Source organism: Arthrobacter sp. ov407 (assembly GCF_900102895.1).
In the GTDB taxonomy this organism is placed as follows: domain Bacteria; phylum Actinomycetota; class Actinomycetes; order Actinomycetales; family Micrococcaceae; genus Arthrobacter.
The window spans coordinates 179,953-198,019 of sequence record NZ_FNGD01000007.1 but is presented as its reverse complement, the minus strand read 5'-3'; the positions used below and the strand labels follow the sequence as shown (position 1 = coordinate 198,019).

Below are 18,067 nucleotides of genomic sequence, written 5' to 3'. Positions count from 1 at the left end.
GCCGTAGCCGGCGCATCAGCCCAGCGGATGGCACCACGTCGCGGGTCAAAACCGGAGGATGTTCAATTCCCCGGCCGGCTCGAAACCCAGCCGTGCGTAAAAGTCGCGTGATTCGGCGGAGGGGGAAAGCACCATCCGTACGGCTTTGATGCTTTGCGAGAACTGGATCGATGCGTCCACGAGCCGGCCGCCGATTCCGGCGTTCCGGAATTCCGGAAGCACATAGACGTTTCCCAGATAGACCCACCGGGACGATTCCTTCCCTGGTTTGGGCATCCGCTCGAAAATCATCAAGTTGAGCATCCCGATTAGCTCGCCACCGTCCTCGGCCACAAAGAACTGTCGAGGACTGGCATCCATCCATTCCCTAAAGACGGCGTCGAAGGCTGGATCGTCCTTGAGCGCAGGCTCCTGTTCGGCCGCCCAGATGGCCCTTAGCGTCGCAAGCCCGGGCACATCACGTGGGAGTCCTTCGCGAATGATGAGCATGGAATTACCCTACGTTGGGATGCAGCCGCATCACTTCGCAGAGTCCGCACGGCGACATCGAAAGCGTCTAAAGCCCAATAGATTGAACATATGTTGATCACCAAGCTGCACAACGCAGAGCCTGACATCGACACTAAACAGGTCAGTCTCATGGTCGCGGATCAGTTCCCGGCGTGGGCCGGGCTGCCTCTGGAGCCGGTGTCATCCAGCGGGACGGACAACGTCATGCTCATGCTTGGTGACCGGCTCGTCGTTCGGCTTCCCCGCACGGCCGCCGCGGTTCCCTCGCTCTCCAAGGAGTGGAAATACCCGCGCATGCTCGCTCCCCAATTGCCCGCCCCGGTACCGATTCCGGTTGCACAGGGCGCACCGGGCCGGGGCTATGCATGGCCGTGGACGGTGTCTGGCTGGCTGGCAGGCGAGAACCCTTCCCCGGGGCACGCCTATGGAACCGAATTCGCCATTGATCTTGCAAACTTCATCCGCGCACTGCATGCCGCTGATGTCGGGAACGAAGCATCCGCCGGGCCACTGCGGTCCTACCGGGGCGGCCCGCTTGCTGCCAGGGACGCGCCGACCCGTTCGGCAATCACCAGCTGCGAGGGCCTGCTGGACGTCCGGCTCCTGACAGCGGCGTGGGACACGGCCCGGCAAGTGAGCGAGGGGGAAGGGAAGCCGGTCTGGATTCATACGGACCTGCAGCCCGGGAACCTGCTGACGGCCCACGCGCGGCTCGCCGGTGTTCTCGACTGGGGAGGCCTCGCCATTGGCGATCCGGCAGTCGACCTCATCGTCGCCTGGAACCTGCTCGAGGACGAAGGGCGCGCCGCATTTCGCGACGCCGTAGGCGTTGACCAGTCGACGTGGGAGCGCGGCCGCGCCTGGGCCTTGTCGATTGGCGTCATTGCCTATCCCTACTATCTCCACACCAAGCCTGCGCTGGCCCAGGTTTCGCGGTATCAAATCGAGCAGGTGGTTGCCGACATCTCGCGGACGGCGTGAGGCCGGGCATCTGCCAGCTGAGGGCCCGGACAAAGATGCCGGCCTATGAGGGCACGAAGGGTTTGTCGACGAGGATTGCGGCCTGCGGGTGATTCTCCATGGCCCTCGGCGAACGCACAAGCTGGGCGCGCATCACAAGACCCTGCTCGGTGAACCGGAGCGCCACGTCGTCGGGGGCGTGCAGTTCCGCACGGAGTTGGACATCGTGTCCGTAGGCACGGTCACTAGTGCGGTGACCGCTTCCGGCGTGGAAGGCGATGAGCGCCGAGCCGCCTGGGCGGAGCACCCGCCAGAACTCGCGCGCAATCGCCGACAGGGCTGTCGGGGGAGAATGGATGATCGAATACCAGGCGAGGATGCCGTCTGCGGCGGCGTCGGCTGCCGGCAGGTCGGTCAGCTCTCCGACTCCGAAGAACAGCTCGGGATGCAGCCGATGCGCGACCCGGACCATTTCGGGGGACAGGTCGACGCCGCTGACGTTTAGCCCTGCCTGGCTCAGGTAGCTGGTCATTCGTCCGGCACCGCATCCGATGTCGATCACCAGCCGGTCCGCGGTGGCGCGCATGTGGGCGATGAAGTGGTCCACCATGGCCATATCCAAAGGGGCCTCGAAGCTGGTATCCGGGATCACCGTTGAATAAGTCTCGGCAACTGTGTCTTATGCGGACCTGACGTCCATCAGGTTCTCGGAGTGTGCCATCGGACGAGCCTAGCGGCCGTGGCCGGGGAACCCCAGTTACCCGCATACCCCCGGCAGTCCGCGATCCAGGTCCCCGGCGTCCCCAGGGCAGTGCCGAAGTTTTACGTCATGCAACGGGTGCGTGACGCGCCGTGTCTCTGCGCGACGGTGCGTTGCGGCCGGGCTTGGGAACCCGTGTCCGCGGTGGTTGATTGGGGTTTCCAGCGTCGAAAGGACTCGCCATGACGGAACAATCTCACGTCAGCCCGAAGACACTCCGCCACATTCTCGGACACTTCGCCGGTGTTGACCACTCGCCGTCCGGCTGGTGGGCAGTCTTGCCCTTGACCGCGGCACGGCCGGGCCCCTGGGACGTTTCGGAGCCGGAGAACGCGGAACTGCCGTTCCCGGCAACCGGCGCCCACTGGCTGGATGGGTGGGTCGTCTCCGGAAACATCTACCTGTAACGCCCGACGCCGGATCCCCGCACGGCGTCGGGCGCGCCGCGCTGGCGTAAGATGGAAGGACCCGTTGACCCCGGCCGCGGGCGGTGCGAACCGCCGTCGGTACGGATCACGGCGACCGACCATATTCATACTGGAGGGGACCAGAGGCCCGCGGGCCAACACCATGACTGAAGCAGCGAACGGCAAGGCCCGGTTCAGCGCCCGAGAACGCACCGCAGGGGAATTCCCCCACTCCCTACCAGGGCTGCGGACGGAGGTGGTCGTGTTCGACGACTCAGAACAGATGGTCCAGTCGCTGGGCAGCCATGACGAGGCCTTGCGGTTCATCGAAAACCAGTTCCCCGCCGTCGATTTCCATGTCCGGGGGAACGAGCTCGCCATCAGCGGTCCTGCCGCTGACGTGCCGCGCATCATGCGCCTGCTCAACGAGGTGCGTGGGCTGGTAGCCAGGGGCACCGTCATCACCCCGGCCGTCCTGCAGCAGCTCGTCTCCCTGCTCCGCAGCCAGTCACTGCAGAACCCCGTGGAAGTGCTGACCACCAACATCCTCTCCACCCGCGGGAAGACCATCCGGCCCAAGACGCTGAACCAAAAGAACTATGTGGACGCGATCGACGCGAACACGGTGATCTTCGGGATCGGGCCGGCCGGTACCGGCAAGACGTATCTGGCGATGGCCAAGGCCGTCCAGGCCCTGCAGCAGAAGGAAGTCAGCCGCATCATCCTGACCCGTCCTGCCGTCGAGGCGGGGGAGCGGCTCGGCTTCCTGCCGGGCACCCTGAGCGACAAGATCGACCCCTACTTGCGGCCGCTGTACGACGCCTTGCACGACATGATGGACCCCGAATCCATTCCGCGCCTCATGGCCGCCGGCACCATCGAAGTCGCGCCGCTGGCGTACATGCGCGGCCGCACGCTCAACGACGCCTTCATCATCCTCGATGAGGCCCAGAACACCACGCCGGAACAGATGAAGATGTTCCTGACCCGCCTGGGCTTCGGCTCCAAGATGGTGGTCACCGGCGACGTCACCCAGGTTGACCTTCCCTTTGGCACCCGCTCGGGGCTCAGGATCGTCGAGGAGATCCTGCAGGGGATCGAGGACGTGAACTTCACGATCCTGGATGCCTCGGACGTCGTCCGGCACCGCTTGGTCGGGGATATCGTCAACGCCTACAGCATCTGGGACGAAGTCCAAAGGAGCCGGGTCAAGCACTCCGTTGCCCGGGAAACGCGGGGAGAACACGCATGAGCATTGAGGTCAACAACGAGTCCGGCGTCGTCGTGGACGAGTCGGAGCTTGTGGCTCTGTCGCGTTTCATCTTCGAGCAGCTCTACATCCACCCGCAGGCGGAACTGTCCATCCTGCTGGTAGACGAACCGGCCATGGAAAAGCTCCACCTCGAACTGATGGACGAGCCGGGCTCCACCGATGTCCTTTCCGTGCCTATGGACGAGCTCACCCCGGGCACGCCGGACAAGCCGACGCCGCAGGGCATGCTCGGCGACATCGCCATCTGCCCCCAGGTGGCCGAGGTCCAGGCCCGTAACGCCGGCCACTCCACCCAGGACGAGATGCTGCTGCTCACCACGCACGGCATCCTGCACCTGCTGGGTTATGACCACGCCGAGCCGGAAGAGAAGGAAGAGATGTTCGGGCTGCAGCGCGAACTGCTGACCTCCTTCACCGGCAAAGCGGCCCCGTCCGAGACGGTTCAGTGACCCCACTGATCCTGGCCGGCATGGCGCTGGTGTTCCTTAGCTTTGCCGCGGTGCTCACCGCTGCCGAGTCCGCGTTCAACTTCCTGCCCCGGCACGACGCCGAACAGGCGGTCCTGAACAGCAGGGGCACGTCACTCAAACGCATCCTGGCGCAGCCCGTGGGGCACATGCGCGCCCTCCGGTTCTGGCGGGTCTGGTTCGAGATGGCTGCCGCCGTCGCCGTGACTGTCCTTCTCTACAGCATGCTGGACAACGTCTGGCTCGCCGGGCTGGCGGCGACGGGCATCATGGCGGTGGTCGGTTTCGTGATTGTCGGGGTGTCACCTCGGCAGCTCGGCCGGGTCCACTCCGCCGCCCTGGTCCGGTTCAGCGCCCCGCTGGTCCGGTCCCTCTACGCTGTGCTCGGACCGATCCCGGGCTGGCTGGTGCGGCTTGGCAGCGTCGTAGCCCCCGGCGCCCCCGCCGACAGCGAGGCGTTCTTCAGCGAAGAGGAATTCCGCGAACTCGTGGACCGGGCCACTGAGTCCGACGTGATCGAGGACAACGAGGCCGAGCTGATCCAGTCGGTCTTCGACTTTGGGGACACCCTGGTCCGCTCGGTCATGGTGCCGCGGACCGACATCCTTACGATCGACTCCGGGTCCAGCCTGCGGCGTGCGATGTCGCTGTTCCTGCGCTCCGGGTACTCACGCATCCCGATCATCGGCGAAAACACGGACCAGATCCTGGGCATTGTGTACCTCAAGGACGTCGCCGCCTCGCTCCACAACCTCGGCCCGGACGAGGAACCGCCGGTCGTGGACGAGCTAGCCCGTGAGGTCCGCTACGTGCCGGACTCGAAGCTTGTCAGCGACCTGCTGCGCGAACTGCAGAAAGAATCCACGCACGTTGCGATCGTCATCGACGAATACGGCGGCACGGCAGGGCTGGTCACGCTCGAGGACCTCATCGAGGAGATCGTCGGCGAGATCGTGGACGAATACGACACCGAAAGCGCCGAGGCCGTGGCCCTGGGCGACGGAAGCTACCGGGTCAGCGCCCGGATGAGCATCGATGACCTCGGGGAGCTCTTCGACCTTGAGCTCGACGACGACGAAGTGGACACCGTGGGCGGCCTGCTCGCCAAGGCCCTCGGGCGGGTGCCGATTGTTGGCAGCGCCGTCCAGGTCCACGGGCTGTCCCTCCGCGCCGACCGGCTCGAGGGCCGGCGGAACCGCGTCAGCCACATCATTGCGGCCGCCGTAGCAAAAGAACAAACTGACCTTGAAGACCTTCTCGACGAGGCCGCACCAATCCAACAGGGAGTCTCACGTGAGCAAGCAGAATAAGTCCGACGGCGAAGCAGCCCACGGCGGCTACCGCGCCGGGTTCTCGGTGCTGGTGGGGCGGCCCAATGCGGGCAAGTCCACCCTCACCAACGCCCTGGTCGGGCAAAAGGTGGCAATCACCTCGGCCAAGCCGCAGACCACGCGGCACACGATTCGTGGCATCGTGCACCGGGACGACGCCCAGCTGATCCTCGTGGACACCCCGGGCCTGCACCGCCCGCGCACGCTGCTGGGGAAGCGGCTGAACGAACTCGTCGCCGACACACTCGCCGAGGTCGACGCGATCGGCTTCTGCCTGCCCGCCAACGAGAAGATCGGCCCCGGAGACAAGTTCATCGCCGCCCAGCTCGCCGCCATCGGCAACAAGCCGGTCATCGCGATCGTGACCAAGGCCGACACAGTGGACCGCCAGGGCCTCACCGAGCAGCTGCTCGCCGTCGCCGCCCTCGGCCGCGAAGTCCTCGGCGAGGACGGCTGGAAGGACATCGTCCCCGTCTCCGCCACTGACGGTTTCCAAGTCGAAACCCTCGCCGACGTGCTGATCAGCCACATGCCGGCGTCCCCGCCGCTGTACCCGGACGGGCACCTGACGGACGAGCCGGAAGCCGTGATGATCGCCGAACTCATCCGGGAGGCCGCCCTCGAAGGCGTCCGCGACGAATTGCCGCACTCCCTGGCCGTCGTCGTCGACGAGATCGTTCCGCGGGAAGGCCGGCCGGAAGACAGGCCGTTCCTGGATGTCCGCGTCAATCTTTACGTTGAGCGGCCCTCCCAGAAGGCCATCATCATCGGCAAGGGCGGCGCCCGGCTCCGCGAGGTCGGGACCAATGCGCGCAAGGCGATTGAGGCGCTGCTCGGCGCCCGGATCTACCTGGACCTGCATGTGAAGGTCGCCAAGGATTGGCAGCGCGACCCGAAGCAGCTCGTCAAACTGGGCTTCTGATCCTGGCTCTGTTTAGGCCTTATTTTGGCCGTTGGCCCTTCCCGCCGCCCCCAAAAGGGGGATGATCGGCGTTTTCTCAGATTCGGAGTCTAAAATGGGCCGACTCCCCGTTCGTGTAGGAAGGCTCAACAAGTGGTTCGACCCCGTGACAACCGTGCCGACGGATCCGCCCCGCCGGTCCGGGCAGCTGCCGCTGCCCGGCACACGGACGATCCCGCCGTTGGTGCGGCCCGCCACCTCGGAGCCGTCCGGCGGACCCCGACTTGGTTGAAAGTAACCACGGGCGTGATCGCGGTGCTCCTGGTAGGCGTGATCGCCTTCGGTGCTTACTGGGCCATCCGGCTCCAGGGCAACCTCACCAAGGCCCCGCTGAGCGCCGGCAGCATCAAGTCCGAGGACGGGGTGAACGAGTCGACGGACCGGATGCAGATCCTGATCCTCGGTTCAGACACACGCGACGGGAAGAACTCGGCGTACGGCTCCAGTGATGACGCGACCGGCTACGGACACTCGGACGTGATGATGCTCCTGGACATCTCGGCGGACAATAAACGGGTCAGTGTCATCAGCTTCCCCCGCGACCTGCTGGTCGACGTCCCCAAGTGCAAGGACCCGAAGACCAACCGGGAGTTCCCGGCCCAGACCGGCGTCATGATCAACTCGGCGATGTCCGAGGCCGGTATCGGCTGCGCCGTGGACACCGTCAACAAGCTCACCGGCCTCGAGATCGACCACTTCATGATGGCCGACTTCAACGCCGTCAAGGAACTTTCCAACGCCGTCGGTGGCGTGCAGGTGTGCGTCAGCGACGCCCTTTACGACCCCGACTCGAAGCTGCGGCTGCCCAAGGGCACCTCCACCGTCCAGGGCGAGCAGGCATTGTCGTTCGTCCGCACCCGGCACGCCTTCGGCGACGGCAGCGACCTCGGCCGCATCAAGGCCCAGCAGGGCTTCCTGTCCTCCCTGACCAGGAAAATCAAGGACGACGGCACCCTCACCAACCCGGCCAGGATGCTCGGCATCGCGGACGCGATCACCAAGAACCTGACCATCGACGAAGGCCTGGCCTCGGTGCCGACGCTGCTGACCGTGGCCAACCGGCTCCAGAACATCGACGTCAAGAAGGTGGCCTTTGTGGCCGCGCCGACCGTCCCAGCTGATTCCGACATCAACCGGCTGCAGCTGGCCGAGCCCAGGGCGTCCCAGCTATTCGCCGCCATGCGCAAGGACGTTGACCTGACGGATCCGACCGCCAAGCCGAGCGCGTCACCGGGCGCTCGTGCCAGCGCCACGCCGACGCCCAGCGCCCCCGCACCGGCCTACGACAAGACGCTGCAGCCCGTTACAGTGGCCAACGGCTCAGGCGCGCCGGCCCGGACTCAGGCGATCATGCAGGCCGTCAAGGGCGCCGGCTTCACCCAGGTGGGCCAACTGACGGCTCAGCCCGTCGCGAAAACGGCTGTTTATTATGGTGCGGACTACGCCGACGTGGCCGCTGACGTCGCGGCTCTCCTCGGGGTGGCGCCGGGCCAGGTGCTCCCGGCTGCCGGCGTTGCCGGGGTTCAGGTCTATCTGGGCAGCGACTTCGCCAACGGGAAGCCGACAGCAGCTCCCACGCCGCAGTTGCCCCCGGACATCGTTAACCAGACAGCCGGCGATACCGTCTGCCAGCAGACGAACCCGGCGCTGATCACCCGGTAGGAAGTCGGCTGTCGAAGGCCCCGTTCAGATTCCTTTGGACGGGGCCTTTTCGTCACCGCATTCATCGCAGCACGCCGACGTGGTGGCTGCCGGGAGGCTGTCGGCTGCCGTGATCGGAACCGTGCAGCAGACGTCTCCGCGCCAGGCGTTGATGCCCTCGCGAATGGCGATAGCGGCGATAACCAGCGCCGCGGCGGCATCGGCCCACCACCAGCCAAGGGTGCTGTTCAGCACCAAACCCACCAGCAGGACCGCCGAAAGGTAAGTGCAGAGCAGGGTCTGCTTGGAGTCGGCCACCGCCGTGCGCGATCCGAGCTCCCGGCCCGCCTGGCGCTGGAGCCACGAGAGCACAGGCATGATCACCAGGCTCAGAGCGGCAATCACGATGCCCGCGGTCGAGTGCTGCGCCTGGCCGGCGCCGAGAAGTGACCTGAGCGCGTCGGCGGAGACAAAGGCGGCCAGCGCGAAGAACGAAACAGCGATAATCCGCAGCGTGAGGTGTTCGCGCCGCTCAGGGTCCTTGGCGGAAAACTGCCACGACAGCGCCAGCGCCGAAGCGACCTCAATGACTGAATCCAGGCCAAAGCCGATGAGCGCCGACGAATCGGCCGCGCCCCCGGCCCACAGGGCCACAACAGCCTCGATGAGGTTATAGCTAATGGTTCCCGCCGCGAGCAGGCGGATCCGGCGGCTGAGAACGGTACGGCGGGCCATGGTCGGCGAGAGTTGGAGGGAAGTCATACCGTACACGTCCCGTCCGGTGCGCAGCAGGCTGGGTCCACTGCGAGGACGACGCCCAGGAGATCCTTCAGGGCATGGCCGAGGCGCCGATCGGCGAGCTCGTAGCGGGTCCTGCGTCCCTCCGGTACGGCAACCACCAGCCCGCATCCCCGCAGGCAGGTGAGGTGGTTCGACATGCTCTGCCGGGACACGCCGAGTGAATCCGCCAGCTCAGAGGGATACGACGGCGCATCCGTCAGAGCAAGCAGGATTTCGGCCCGCGTCGGGTCCGACACGGCATAGCCGAATCGCGCCAGCACCGGGGCATGCGTGAGAGTTTCCATGCACCGAAAGTACAGCTGAGGATGTATTCACGCAAGCGTGTACCGGCCACTGCTGTCCGCAGTGACCGGTAGCCCCGGGGTCACCAGATGCTGACGCGCTCCGCCGGTGCCATCCACATGCCGTCCTGATCGCTGACGCCGAACGCCTCGTGGAAGGCATCGAGGTTCTTGGCGATCGCGTTCGTGCGGAACTCGTTGGGGGAGTGCGGGTCGGTCGCCAGCCGGCGGATGGCTTCTTCATTCCGGATGACCTGCCGCCACCCTGCGGCCCAGGAAGCGAAGAAGCGCTGGACCCCGGTCAGGCCGTCGAGCACCGGGGGTTCCTGACCGTCGAGGCTGATCAGGTAGGCCTTATAGGCGATGGTGAGGCCGCCGAGGTCGCCGATGTTCTCGCCCAGGGTGAGTTTTCCGTTGACGTAGTGGCCAGGGGCGGCCGTGGGGGAGAGGGCATCAAACTGCGCCACCAGCCTCGAGGCCAGGGCCTCGAAGGCGTTGCGGTCGCCCTCTGTCCACCAGTTGCGCAGCAGGCCGTTGCCGTCGTACTGCGAACCTTGGTCATCGAAGCCGTGGCCGATTTCGTGGCCGATTATGGCGCCGATGCCGCCGTAGTTGACGGCGTCGTCGGCGTCGGCGGTGAAGAACGGAGGCTGCAGGATCGCGGCGGGGAACACGATCTCGTTGAGCAGCGGGTGGTAGTAGGCGTTGACCGTCTGCGGGGTCATGAGCCATTTCTCGCGGTCCACGGGTTTGCCGACCTCGTCGAGGTGGCGGTCGACGTCGGCGCTGTGCGCGCGCTCCACGTTCCCGAGCAGATCGGTGGGATCGACCTGGACGGCGGAGTAGTCGATCCACTTGTCCGGGTACCCGATCTTGGCGCGGAAGGTGTCCAGTTTCTTCAGGGCCTCGAGCTTCGTTTCCTCGCCCATCCAGTCCAGCCCCGTGATGGAGTCCCGGTACGCCGCGATGAGGTTGGCGACAAGGGTCTGCATGCGCGCCTTGTTCCCTTCAGGGAAGTGTTCGGCGACGTAGATCTGGCCGACCGCCTCACCGAGGCCGGCCTCGACCACCGCGACGCCGCGCTTCCAGCGGTCCTTGATCCGCGGCGTACCGCTCAGGGTGGTGCCATAGAACGCGAAGTTTGCGTCCACGAACGCAGAGGACAGGTACGGGGCGGCAGCGCTGACGACGCGCATGGCGAGCCATTCCTGCCAGGTCGCCAGCGGTTCGGTAGCCAGCAGTGAGGCCGCGCCGGAGAAGAAATCGGGGGTGCTCATCACGAGCTCGGCCCGCTTCTCCGGCTCGATGCCGGCGGCGTCGAACCAGTCGGCCAGCAGCGGGAACAGTTCCGCGGCCTCCCCGGCGGATTTCAGGTTGTACGTCTTTTGCGGATTCCGCAAAGTCACGTTGTCCCAGTGGTGCGAGGCCAGCGAAGTTTCCAGCGCCGTCACGCGTCCGGCCGCGCCCTCCGCGTCCGCCACATCCGCGAGGCCCAGCATCGCCTGAACGTGCTCCCGGTAGGCCTGGACCATCGGGGCGAACTTTTCTTCCCGGTAATACGATTCATCCGGCAGGCCGAGGCCCCCTTGGCCGGTGTAGAGCAGCACCCGGTCCGGGTTTCCGGCGTCAGGGGCGGGGTAGATGTAGAAGAGCCCCGAGACGTCGGCGCGGAACAGGCGTCCGGCCAGCGCCACGAGTGCGGGCACCGATGTTGTGGCAAACACCTCCGCCAGCCGGGCCCGGAGCGGGTCCAGGCCCTTGGCTTCCACCGCCGCTTCGTCCATGAAGCTGTTGTAGAGGTCCCCGATCTTCCGCTCGATGCCGGTGGCCTCTGCGCCACGCGCGGCGGCCCGCTCGATAATCTCCTTCACGGCGAGCTCCGAAGCGTCGCGCAGCGCAGTAAACGTGCCCTCCAGCGGCCGGTCGTCCGGAATGACCGTGCTGTTGAGCCAGCCGCCATTCACGTGCTGGTACAGGTCATCCTGCGGACGGACGCCGGCGTCGATGGTGGACAGGTCGATCCCCGAAAGTGGCACGGATGCTCCTTTGAGAGGCAGTCCGGCGCCGCAGCGTTTGTCGGCGCACGGTCTGCATGGTGGACGTTACGGTGGTCTGGCTCCTTCATCTTACGCACCCGTGTTACTGTGAAATTGTGCGCGCAGAACTGCTCCTTCTTAGCTGCCGCGGCGAGGCCTCAGACGCGATCTAGCGCAAGGCCCACCCTCGCTGCGGAGTTAGTGTTGCCCGGCCACCCTTTCACCAAGAACCACAGAAAAGGCCCCGATTGTAATGCGAAACGCACAGAAGCCCTCAGGAATGCCGGTCCACCGTTACATCCCGTTCCAGGACCAAATCACCGTTGAACTGCCGGACCGCACCTGGCCCGACAAGGTCATCACGAAGGCCCCGCGCTGGTGCGCCGTGGACCTGCGCGACGGCAACCAGGCCCTCATCGATCCCATGAGCCCGGCCCGCAAGCTGAAGATGTTCGAGCTGCTGGTCCGGATGGGCTACAAGGAGATCGAGGTAGGCTTCCCCTCGGCATCGCAGACGGACTTCGACTTCGTCCGGCAGCTGATCGAGGGCAACCACATCCCCGACGACGTGACGATCCAGGTGCTGACCCAGGCCCGTGAACACCTGATCGAGCGGACCTATGAGTCCCTGGTCGGCGCGAAACAGGCGATCGTCCATCTCTACAACTCCACGTCCGTCCTGCAGCGCCGCGTGGTCTTCAACCAGGACGAAGACGGCATCCTCGACATCGCACTCCAGGGCGCCCGGCTGTGCAAGAAGTACGAGGAAACCCTCGTCGACACCCACATCACCTACGAATACTCGCCCGAGTCCTTCACCGGAACCGAGCTGGAGTACGCCATCCGCGTGTGCAACGCGATCGCCGACGTCTTCGAGGCGTCGGCGGACCGGCAGGTCATCATCAACCTGCCCGCCACGGTGGAAATGGCAACCCCCAATGTCTACGCCGACTCCATCGAGTGGATGAGCCGGAACCTGCACCCGCGGGGAGGCATCATCCTCTCCCTGCACCCGCACAATGACCGCGGCACCGGCGTCGCCGCCGCCGAGCTCGGCTACCTGGCGGGCGCGGACCGGATCGAGGGCTGCCTCTTCGGCAACGGCGAGCGGACCGGAAACGTCGACCTGGTGACCCTGGGCCTGAACCTGTTCGTCCAGGGCATCGACCCGATGATCGATTTCTCCGACATCGACGAAATCCGCCGCACGGTGGAGTACTGCAACCAGCTGCCGGTGGCCGAGCGGTCCCCCTACGGCGGAGACCTCGTCTTCACCGCGTTCTCCGGCTCGCACCAGGACGCGATCAAGAAGGGCCTGGAGGCCCTCGAAAAGGACGCCGCCGCGGCGGGCAAGGACGTGGCCGACTACACCTGGCAGGTCCCGTACCTGCCGGTCGACCCGAAGGACCTCGGCCGCAGCTACGAGGCGGTCATCCGGGTCAACTCGCAGTCGGGCAAGGGCGGCGTCGCGTACCTGCTCAAGAACGAACACAGCCTGGACCTGCCGCGCCGCGCCCAGATCGAGTTCTCCGGCGTCATCCAGAAGCGGACCGACACGGTCGGCGGAGAAGTCAGCGGACCCCAGCTCTGGCAGGTCTTCCAGGACGAATACCTGCCCTCGGGTTCGGCCGACACCCAGTGGGGCCGCTACGCCCTCGGCTCGATCAGCACCGAGACTGACGAGGACGGCGCCATGACGCTGACCGCCGCCCTGAAGATCGACGGAAGCCAGGTCCGCCGGACCGGGACCGGCAACGGCCCCATCGCGGCCCTGCTGAGCATCCTGCGCGAGGACGGCGTGGACGTCCGGGTCCTGGACTACAGCGAACACGCACTCTCCGAGGGCGGCAGCGCCCTTGCCGCCGCGTATGTCGAATGCGCCGTTGGGGAGCGGGTGCTCTGGGGCGTGGGGATCGACGCCAACACCAGCACGTCCGCCCTCAAGGCCGTCATCTCGGCAGTGAACCGCGCCATCCGGGACGCCCGCGCCTGATTCGTCCGCCGGCACGGCGTCCGCCGCAAGGCACACACAGGCACGGCAGACACAGGCACGGCAAACACAGTTGACCCGACACACTGCGCCGCCGGAACACTCCGGCGGCGCAGTATTTTGCCGCAGTGTTTTACCGTTTTACCTCGGCGGCGCTGCCCATGCCGTGATTCCGCAAAGACAATGCGAAGATTAACTGTGGTCCAACAATCCTTCGCAGCGCGCGCCTACCGTGATGACGCCGTCGTACTGCGCACCCATAAGTTGGGCGAGGCCGACCGGATCATCACCCTGCTGACAAAGCACCACGGCCAGGTCCGTGCGGTGGCGAAGGGCGTGCGCCGCACCAGCAGCCGGTTCGGCGCCAGGCTGGAACCGTTCATGGTGGCTGATCTCCAGCTGATTTCCGGGCGCACGCTTGACGTCGTCACGCAGGCCGTGGCCAAGGGCGCGTACGGCGGAAACATCGCGGCGGACTATGGCCGCTACACGGTTGCGGCCGCCATGACCGAGACGGCGGAGAAGCTCACGGACGTCGACGGCGAAGCCGGAACCGCCCAGTACAACCTGCTGGTTGGTGCACTCGCGTCGCTGAGCCGGGGCGACCATGCCTCCGAACTCATTCTGGATTCCTACCTCCTCCGCGCCCTCGCGACCGGCGGCTGGGCGCCCAGCTTTACCGACTGCGCCCGGTGCGGTGCGCCCGGGCCCCACACGGCCTTTTCCGTGCCGCTCGGCGGCATGGTCTGCCCCGAGTGCCGGCCGCCGGGGTCCCCGGCGCCGGCCCCGGAAACCGTGCTCCTGCTTGGAGCCCTGCTCACCGGGAACTGGACGACGGCGGATGCCTCCGAGTCCGTTCACCGCCGGGAAGCGGCCGGCCTGGTGGCCAGCTACCTTCAGTGGCACCTGGAGCGAGTCCTGAAATCCCTCAAACATGTGGAGCGAACGTAAAAGTGGCCTTGGGAAGAAGCTTGGGAAGAAACCTGGAGAAGAGCCAGGGGAAGCAGGTCAAGGTCCGGCGGCGGACTACCCCGGTGGTGGCTCCCTATCCGCATCCGTCCGGCGCTGTTCCGCCCGCGATTCCCGCGGAGTTCATTCCGAGGCACGTGGCGATCGTCATGGACGGCAACGGGCGCTGGGCGAACCAGCGCGGCCTGCCGAGGATCGAGGGCCACAAGGCGGGGGAGCCCGCCCTGCTGGACGTCATGGCCGGCGCGATCGAGCTGGGGATCGAGCATGTCAGCGTGTACGCCTTCTCCACCGAGAACTGGCGGCGGTCCCCCGAAGAGGTGCGCTTCCTGATGGGCTTCAACAAGGACGTGCTGCGCCGTCAACGGAACCAGCTCGATGACTGGGGGGTCCGTATCCGCTGGTCCGGGCGGCGTCCGAAACTGTGGGGCTCGGTGATCCGCGAACTCGAAGAGGCCGAGGACTACACCCGCGGAAACAGCACCTGCACCTTGAACATGTGCGTCAACTATGGCGGACGGGCCGAGATTGCCGACGCCGTGGCCGCGATCGCGGAGGAAGTGGCGCAGGGCCGGCTCAAGCCGGGTGCCATCACCGAACGGACCATCCAGAAGTTCCTGGACGAACCGGACCTGCCCGACGTTGACCTGTTCCTGCGCAGCTCCGGCGAGCAGCGGCTGTCCAACTTCATGCTGTGGCAGTCCGCCTACGCCGAGTTCGTGTTCATGGACACCCTGTGGCCGGATGTGGACCGCCGGACGCTGTGGGACGCCGTCGAGATCTATGCCCAGCGGGACCGCCGCTACGGAGGCGCGGTCGACGCCGCTCCCGTCGCCGGCAACCAGGGCGCCTGAGCCGCTTGCCGGACCCCTGCCTCCGGAGGCGGGGAACTGCGTACCGGAGGCGGGGCACTGCCGCCGTCGTGGTTCGCGTCAGTCGAACACGTACGCCCTGAGCCACCGGGACAGCCGGGAATAGGCGTCCGCACGGACCCTCGGCGCGGAGAGGAAGACGTCATGCAGGGCGCCGTCAATCCGCTCCAGCGTGACGGTCCGGCCCAGGCTGAGCGCGCGAAGGGCGATCGTGTTCACGTCCAGGACCGCGTCCGTGCGGCGCATGGATTCCTTCCAGAACATCCCGTTGGCGCTGGCGCCCGAAATCAGCACGAGGATGGGCACATCGATGTTGAGGCCCCGCGCCACCTTGGACTGCCCGCTCAACACGGCGCTGAGCCAGCCGGCGCGGACCGGAAAGGCATGCGGCGGGCGATAGGCATCGTCCAGGGCCCATTCGCCCTCCGCAGAACTGCTGATGCTGCGCCAGTAGAAGGCACGCTCGGGCAGCCGGATCACCGACTCTGGCCAGAACCGGGCGAACGGCTCCACCATGGTCCGCGCGGCCCGGCGCAGGGCTGGGCTGCCGTGGACCTCCAGCCACGGGCTGTCCAGGACCAGCTGCGATGCCACCCCCGGATGCCGGTCGGCCCACAGCGCCGCGATCAGGCCGCCGGTGGAGTGGCCCATGAGTATCAGCTGCGGCGCCGCGCCGGCCGGCCGGAGCGAGCCGATGATGCCGATCGCTCCGGTGATTTCGGCGTCGTAGTTGTCCAGGTCCGCGACGTAGCCGCCGTGGGTGCCCGGCCGCAGGCTGCGGCCGTGGTTGTGCATGTCGAGGGCGAAAAACTCAAATCCCTGCCGGGCCCAGAATTCCGCGAGTTCCTCGTTGAAGAAGTAGTCACTCCAGCCGTGCAGGAACAGCACGGCCCGGGCCGGCAGCGCGGATGGTGCCGGTCCGAGCGGGGTATGGCGGATCAGGGTGGCGGTGCGCAGCACGCCGTCAGGGCCGGCGGCCTCGAAGGCGCACGCCTGGAAATCATCCCCCAGTATGTCGGTCCGCCACTGCATCGACTTTCCTCCTGCGCTGCTGACTATGCTGCGGAGGCCGCGGCGCGGCCCGCCGAACGTCCGGAGAAGAGGCACCCGCCCAGGAATGTCCCCTCGAGTGCCCGGTAGCCGTGGATTCCGCCGCCGCCGAACCCTGCGGCTTCACCGGCGGCGAACAGCCCAGGTACGGGCTGCCCGGTGATGTCGAGGACCCGCGACTGCAGATCCGTGTGCAGGCCGCCGAGGCTCTTGCGCGTCAGGACGGAGAGCCGGACGGCAAGTAGGGGACCGTGGCGCGGATCCAGCAGCCGGTGGGGCGGCGCCACGCGCATGATCTTGTCGGTGGCGAAACGACGTGCGGCCCGGATGGCCGCCAGCTGCGGATCCTTGCCCAGCCCGCTGGAAAACTGCCGGTCCCGGTCGCGGACCAGCTGGTCCAGGGCAGCGGGGTCAATGAGCTGTCCGCCCGTTAGGTCGTTCATTTGGCCGGCCAGCCCGGCGGGGTTCTCCGCCTTCAGGAAGTCGACCCCGTGGTCCAGGAACCGTTGCAGCGGCGTGTCGCTACCGGGCTTCAGCCTGGCGGCCAGCAGGCGGACATCCTTGCCCGTGAGATCCGGGTTCTGCTCCGATCCGGAGAGCGCGAACTCCTTCAGGGCGATGGTCCGGTTGAGGACGAACCATGAATGGGCGTGTCCAGTGGCCAGGATGTGGCGGAGGGCGCCGAGGGAATCGAAGCCGGGAAACAGGGGAGGGGGGAGCTTCCGCCCCGTTGCGTCCAGCCACAGGGCCGACGGCCCGGGCAGGATCCGGATGCCGTGCCGCGGCCAGACCGGGGCATGGTTGTGGATGCCCTCCGGGTAATGCCACATCCGGTCGCCGTTGATGAGGCTGCCGCCGGCCCGTGCCACGGCCGGCAAGAAGTCCCCGTCCACGGAAGCGGGCACGCCGCTCAACATCCGCTCCGGCGCCACGCCGCCGGGCCACTGCCTGCGGACCGAATCGTGGTTGCCGCCGATCCCGCCGCTGGTCACCACCACGGCCGCGGCCGTGGCCTCGAAACTGCCGGCCGGCCGCCTTGACGAACTTTCGCCCCGCCCCGCATGGCTGGCCTCGAGCAGTTCGCCGCGCACGCCGCTCACCCGGCCCGCGGTCTTGACGAGCTCAAGGGCGCGGTGGCGGAAATGGAAGGATACGCGCCCGGTGGCTTCGCCCTCGCGCAGTTTGGCAAGGAAGGGAGCCACCAGGGCCGGTCCCGTGCCCCATGCGACATGGAAGCGCGGGACAGTGTTGCCGTGGCCCTCCGGGCCGTAGCCGCCGCGTTCGGCCCACTGCACCAAGGGAAACAGCCGGACGCCCAGCGAGGTGAGCCACGCACGTTTCTCGCCGGCGGCGAAGTCCACGTACGCCGCCGCCCACTCTTTCGCCAGCGCGTCCTCGGGCCTGTCGAACCCCGCGGACGCGTGCCAGTCGGCGAGGGCCAGCTCTTCGCTGTCCCGCACCCCGAGCCGCCGCTGTTCCGGGGAGTTGACAAGGAACAGGCCGCCGAAGGACCAGTGCGCCTGGCCGCCGACGGAGGCCTCGGGTTCCTGATCGAGCACCGCCACCCGCCGGCCGGCGGCATAGGCTTGGGCTGCCGCGACGAGCCCGGCCAGGCCCGCCCCGACCACCACGACATCGGCCTCGATCCCGCGCCCCGGCGCCCCGCGGCCGCCCGTTCCGACACCATCATTGCTGGTCATGGCTTCATGCTAACTCGCCCCGGCGCTCTTCGGCCGCCCGGCCCAGGGCGCGCGGCGC

At 66.9% G+C, this 18,067-nt stretch carries 17 protein-coding genes; 10 read left to right on the top strand and 7 right to left on the bottom strand.

The genetic code is table 11. The features are described 5' to 3' along the window. Nucleotides 1-45: 45 nt before the first annotated feature. Nucleotides 46-489 carry a GNAT family N-acetyltransferase gene (locus tag BLS42_RS11230; RefSeq protein ID WP_090580990.1) on the bottom strand — a complete coding sequence of 148 codons (444 nt, stop codon included), beginning with the start codon at nt 487-489 and terminating at the stop codon, nt 46-48. A gap of 90 nt (nt 490-579) precedes the next feature. Between BLS42_RS11230 and BLS42_RS11225 the strand changes: the two genes are divergently transcribed. Next, on the top strand, nt 580-1,491 hold the full coding sequence (locus BLS42_RS11225) for an aminoglycoside phosphotransferase family protein (RefSeq protein WP_218122103.1): 912 nt from the start codon (nt 580-582) through the stop codon (nt 1,489-1,491). Nucleotides 1,492-1,534: 43 nt separating this feature from the next. Here BLS42_RS11225 and BLS42_RS11220 read toward each other — a convergent pair whose 3' ends face one another. Beyond that, entirely contained in the window at nt 1,535-2,122 is a 588-nt protein-coding gene (locus BLS42_RS11220; RefSeq protein ID WP_143019184.1) for a class I SAM-dependent methyltransferase, read from the bottom strand. 290 nt (nt 2,123-2,412) lie between these two features. Here BLS42_RS11220 and BLS42_RS11215 point away from each other — a divergent pair, with 290 nt between their 5' ends. The 6 genes from BLS42_RS11215 (at nt 2,413) to BLS42_RS11190 (ending at nt 8,331) form a co-directional block, all read left to right on the top strand. After that, nucleotides 2,413-2,637, top strand: a complete 225-nt coding sequence (locus BLS42_RS11215) for a hypothetical protein (RefSeq protein WP_090580984.1) — start codon at nt 2,413-2,415, stop codon at nt 2,635-2,637. A 163-nt stretch (nt 2,638-2,800) separates the two neighbouring features. Then, entirely contained in the window at nt 2,801-3,889 is a 1,089-nt protein-coding gene (locus tag BLS42_RS11210; RefSeq protein WP_090580981.1) for a PhoH family protein, read from the top strand. Then, complete coding sequence (ybeY, locus tag BLS42_RS11205; protein WP_090580978.1) at nt 3,886-4,359, top strand: rRNA maturation RNase YbeY; 474 nt, start codon at nt 3,886-3,888, stop codon at nt 4,357-4,359. The genes BLS42_RS11210 and ybeY overlap by 4 nt, the downstream gene beginning before the upstream one ends. Next, the gene (locus tag BLS42_RS11200; RefSeq protein WP_090580976.1) at nt 4,356-5,687 is read left to right on the top strand and encodes a hemolysin family protein; all 1,332 of its coding nucleotides are present in this window, start codon (nt 4,356-4,358) and stop codon (nt 5,685-5,687) included. The genes ybeY and BLS42_RS11200 overlap by 4 nt, the downstream gene beginning before the upstream one ends. Beyond that, nucleotides 5,671-6,630 carry a GTPase Era gene (gene era / locus BLS42_RS11195; RefSeq protein WP_090580973.1) on the top strand — a complete coding sequence of 320 codons (960 nt, stop codon included), beginning with the start codon at nt 5,671-5,673 and terminating at the stop codon, nt 6,628-6,630. Before BLS42_RS11200 ends, era begins: the two co-directional genes overlap by 17 nt. Nucleotides 6,631-6,762: 132 nt before the next feature. Beyond that, nucleotides 6,763-8,331 carry an LCP family protein gene (locus tag BLS42_RS11190; protein WP_090580970.1) on the top strand — a complete coding sequence of 523 codons (1,569 nt, stop codon included), beginning with the start codon at nt 6,763-6,765 and terminating at the stop codon, nt 8,329-8,331. A 24-nt stretch (nt 8,332-8,355) separates the two neighbouring features. Here BLS42_RS11190 and BLS42_RS11185 read toward each other — a convergent pair whose 3' ends face one another. The 3 genes from BLS42_RS11185 to BLS42_RS11175 all read right to left on the bottom strand — a co-directional run bounded on the left by BLS42_RS11185 (nt 8,356) and on the right by BLS42_RS11175 (nt 11,428). After that, nucleotides 8,356-9,072, bottom strand: coding sequence for a cation efflux transmembrane domain-containing protein (locus tag BLS42_RS11185; protein WP_090580967.1), 717 nt, complete (start codon nt 9,070-9,072; stop codon nt 8,356-8,358). Beyond that, nucleotides 9,069-9,395, bottom strand: a complete 327-nt coding sequence (locus BLS42_RS11180) for an ArsR/SmtB family transcription factor (RefSeq protein WP_090580964.1) — start codon at nt 9,393-9,395, stop codon at nt 9,069-9,071. The genes BLS42_RS11185 and BLS42_RS11180 overlap by 4 nt, the downstream gene beginning before the upstream one ends. Nucleotides 9,396-9,475: 80 nt before the next feature. Continuing rightward, nucleotides 9,476-11,428, bottom strand: coding sequence for a M13 family metallopeptidase (locus tag BLS42_RS11175; RefSeq protein WP_090580961.1), 1,953 nt, complete (start codon nt 11,426-11,428; stop codon nt 9,476-9,478). A 253-nt stretch (nt 11,429-11,681) separates the two neighbouring features. Here BLS42_RS11175 and leuA point away from each other — a divergent pair, with 253 nt between their 5' ends. The 3 genes from leuA (at nt 11,682) to BLS42_RS11160 (ending at nt 15,241) form a co-directional block, all read left to right on the top strand. After that, a complete protein-coding gene (gene leuA, locus BLS42_RS11170) occupies nt 11,682-13,421 on the top strand; it encodes a 2-isopropylmalate synthase (protein WP_090580958.1) in 1,740 nt (579 codons plus the stop codon). Between the two features lie 195 nt (nt 13,422-13,616). Next, nucleotides 13,617-14,369, top strand: coding sequence for a DNA repair protein RecO (gene recO / locus BLS42_RS11165; protein WP_090580952.1), 753 nt, complete (start codon nt 13,617-13,619; stop codon nt 14,367-14,369). Nucleotides 14,370-14,389: 20 nt separating this feature from the next. Continuing rightward, nucleotides 14,390-15,241, top strand: a complete 852-nt coding sequence (locus tag BLS42_RS11160) for an isoprenyl transferase (protein ID WP_090580949.1) — start codon at nt 14,390-14,392, stop codon at nt 15,239-15,241. 78 nt (nt 15,242-15,319) lie between these two features. Here BLS42_RS11160 and BLS42_RS11155 read toward each other — a convergent pair whose 3' ends face one another. Both BLS42_RS11155 and BLS42_RS11150 read right to left on the bottom strand, forming a co-directional pair. Then, nucleotides 15,320-16,291 (bottom strand): alpha/beta hydrolase, encoded by a 972-nt coding sequence (locus BLS42_RS11155; RefSeq protein ID WP_090580946.1) that lies wholly within the window; start codon nt 16,289-16,291, stop codon nt 15,320-15,322. Nucleotides 16,292-16,314: 23 nt separating this feature from the next. Then, nucleotides 16,315-18,009, bottom strand: a complete 1,695-nt coding sequence (locus BLS42_RS11150; protein WP_090580943.1) for an FAD-binding dehydrogenase — start codon at nt 18,007-18,009, stop codon at nt 16,315-16,317. Nucleotides 18,010-18,067: the final 58 nt, after the last annotated feature.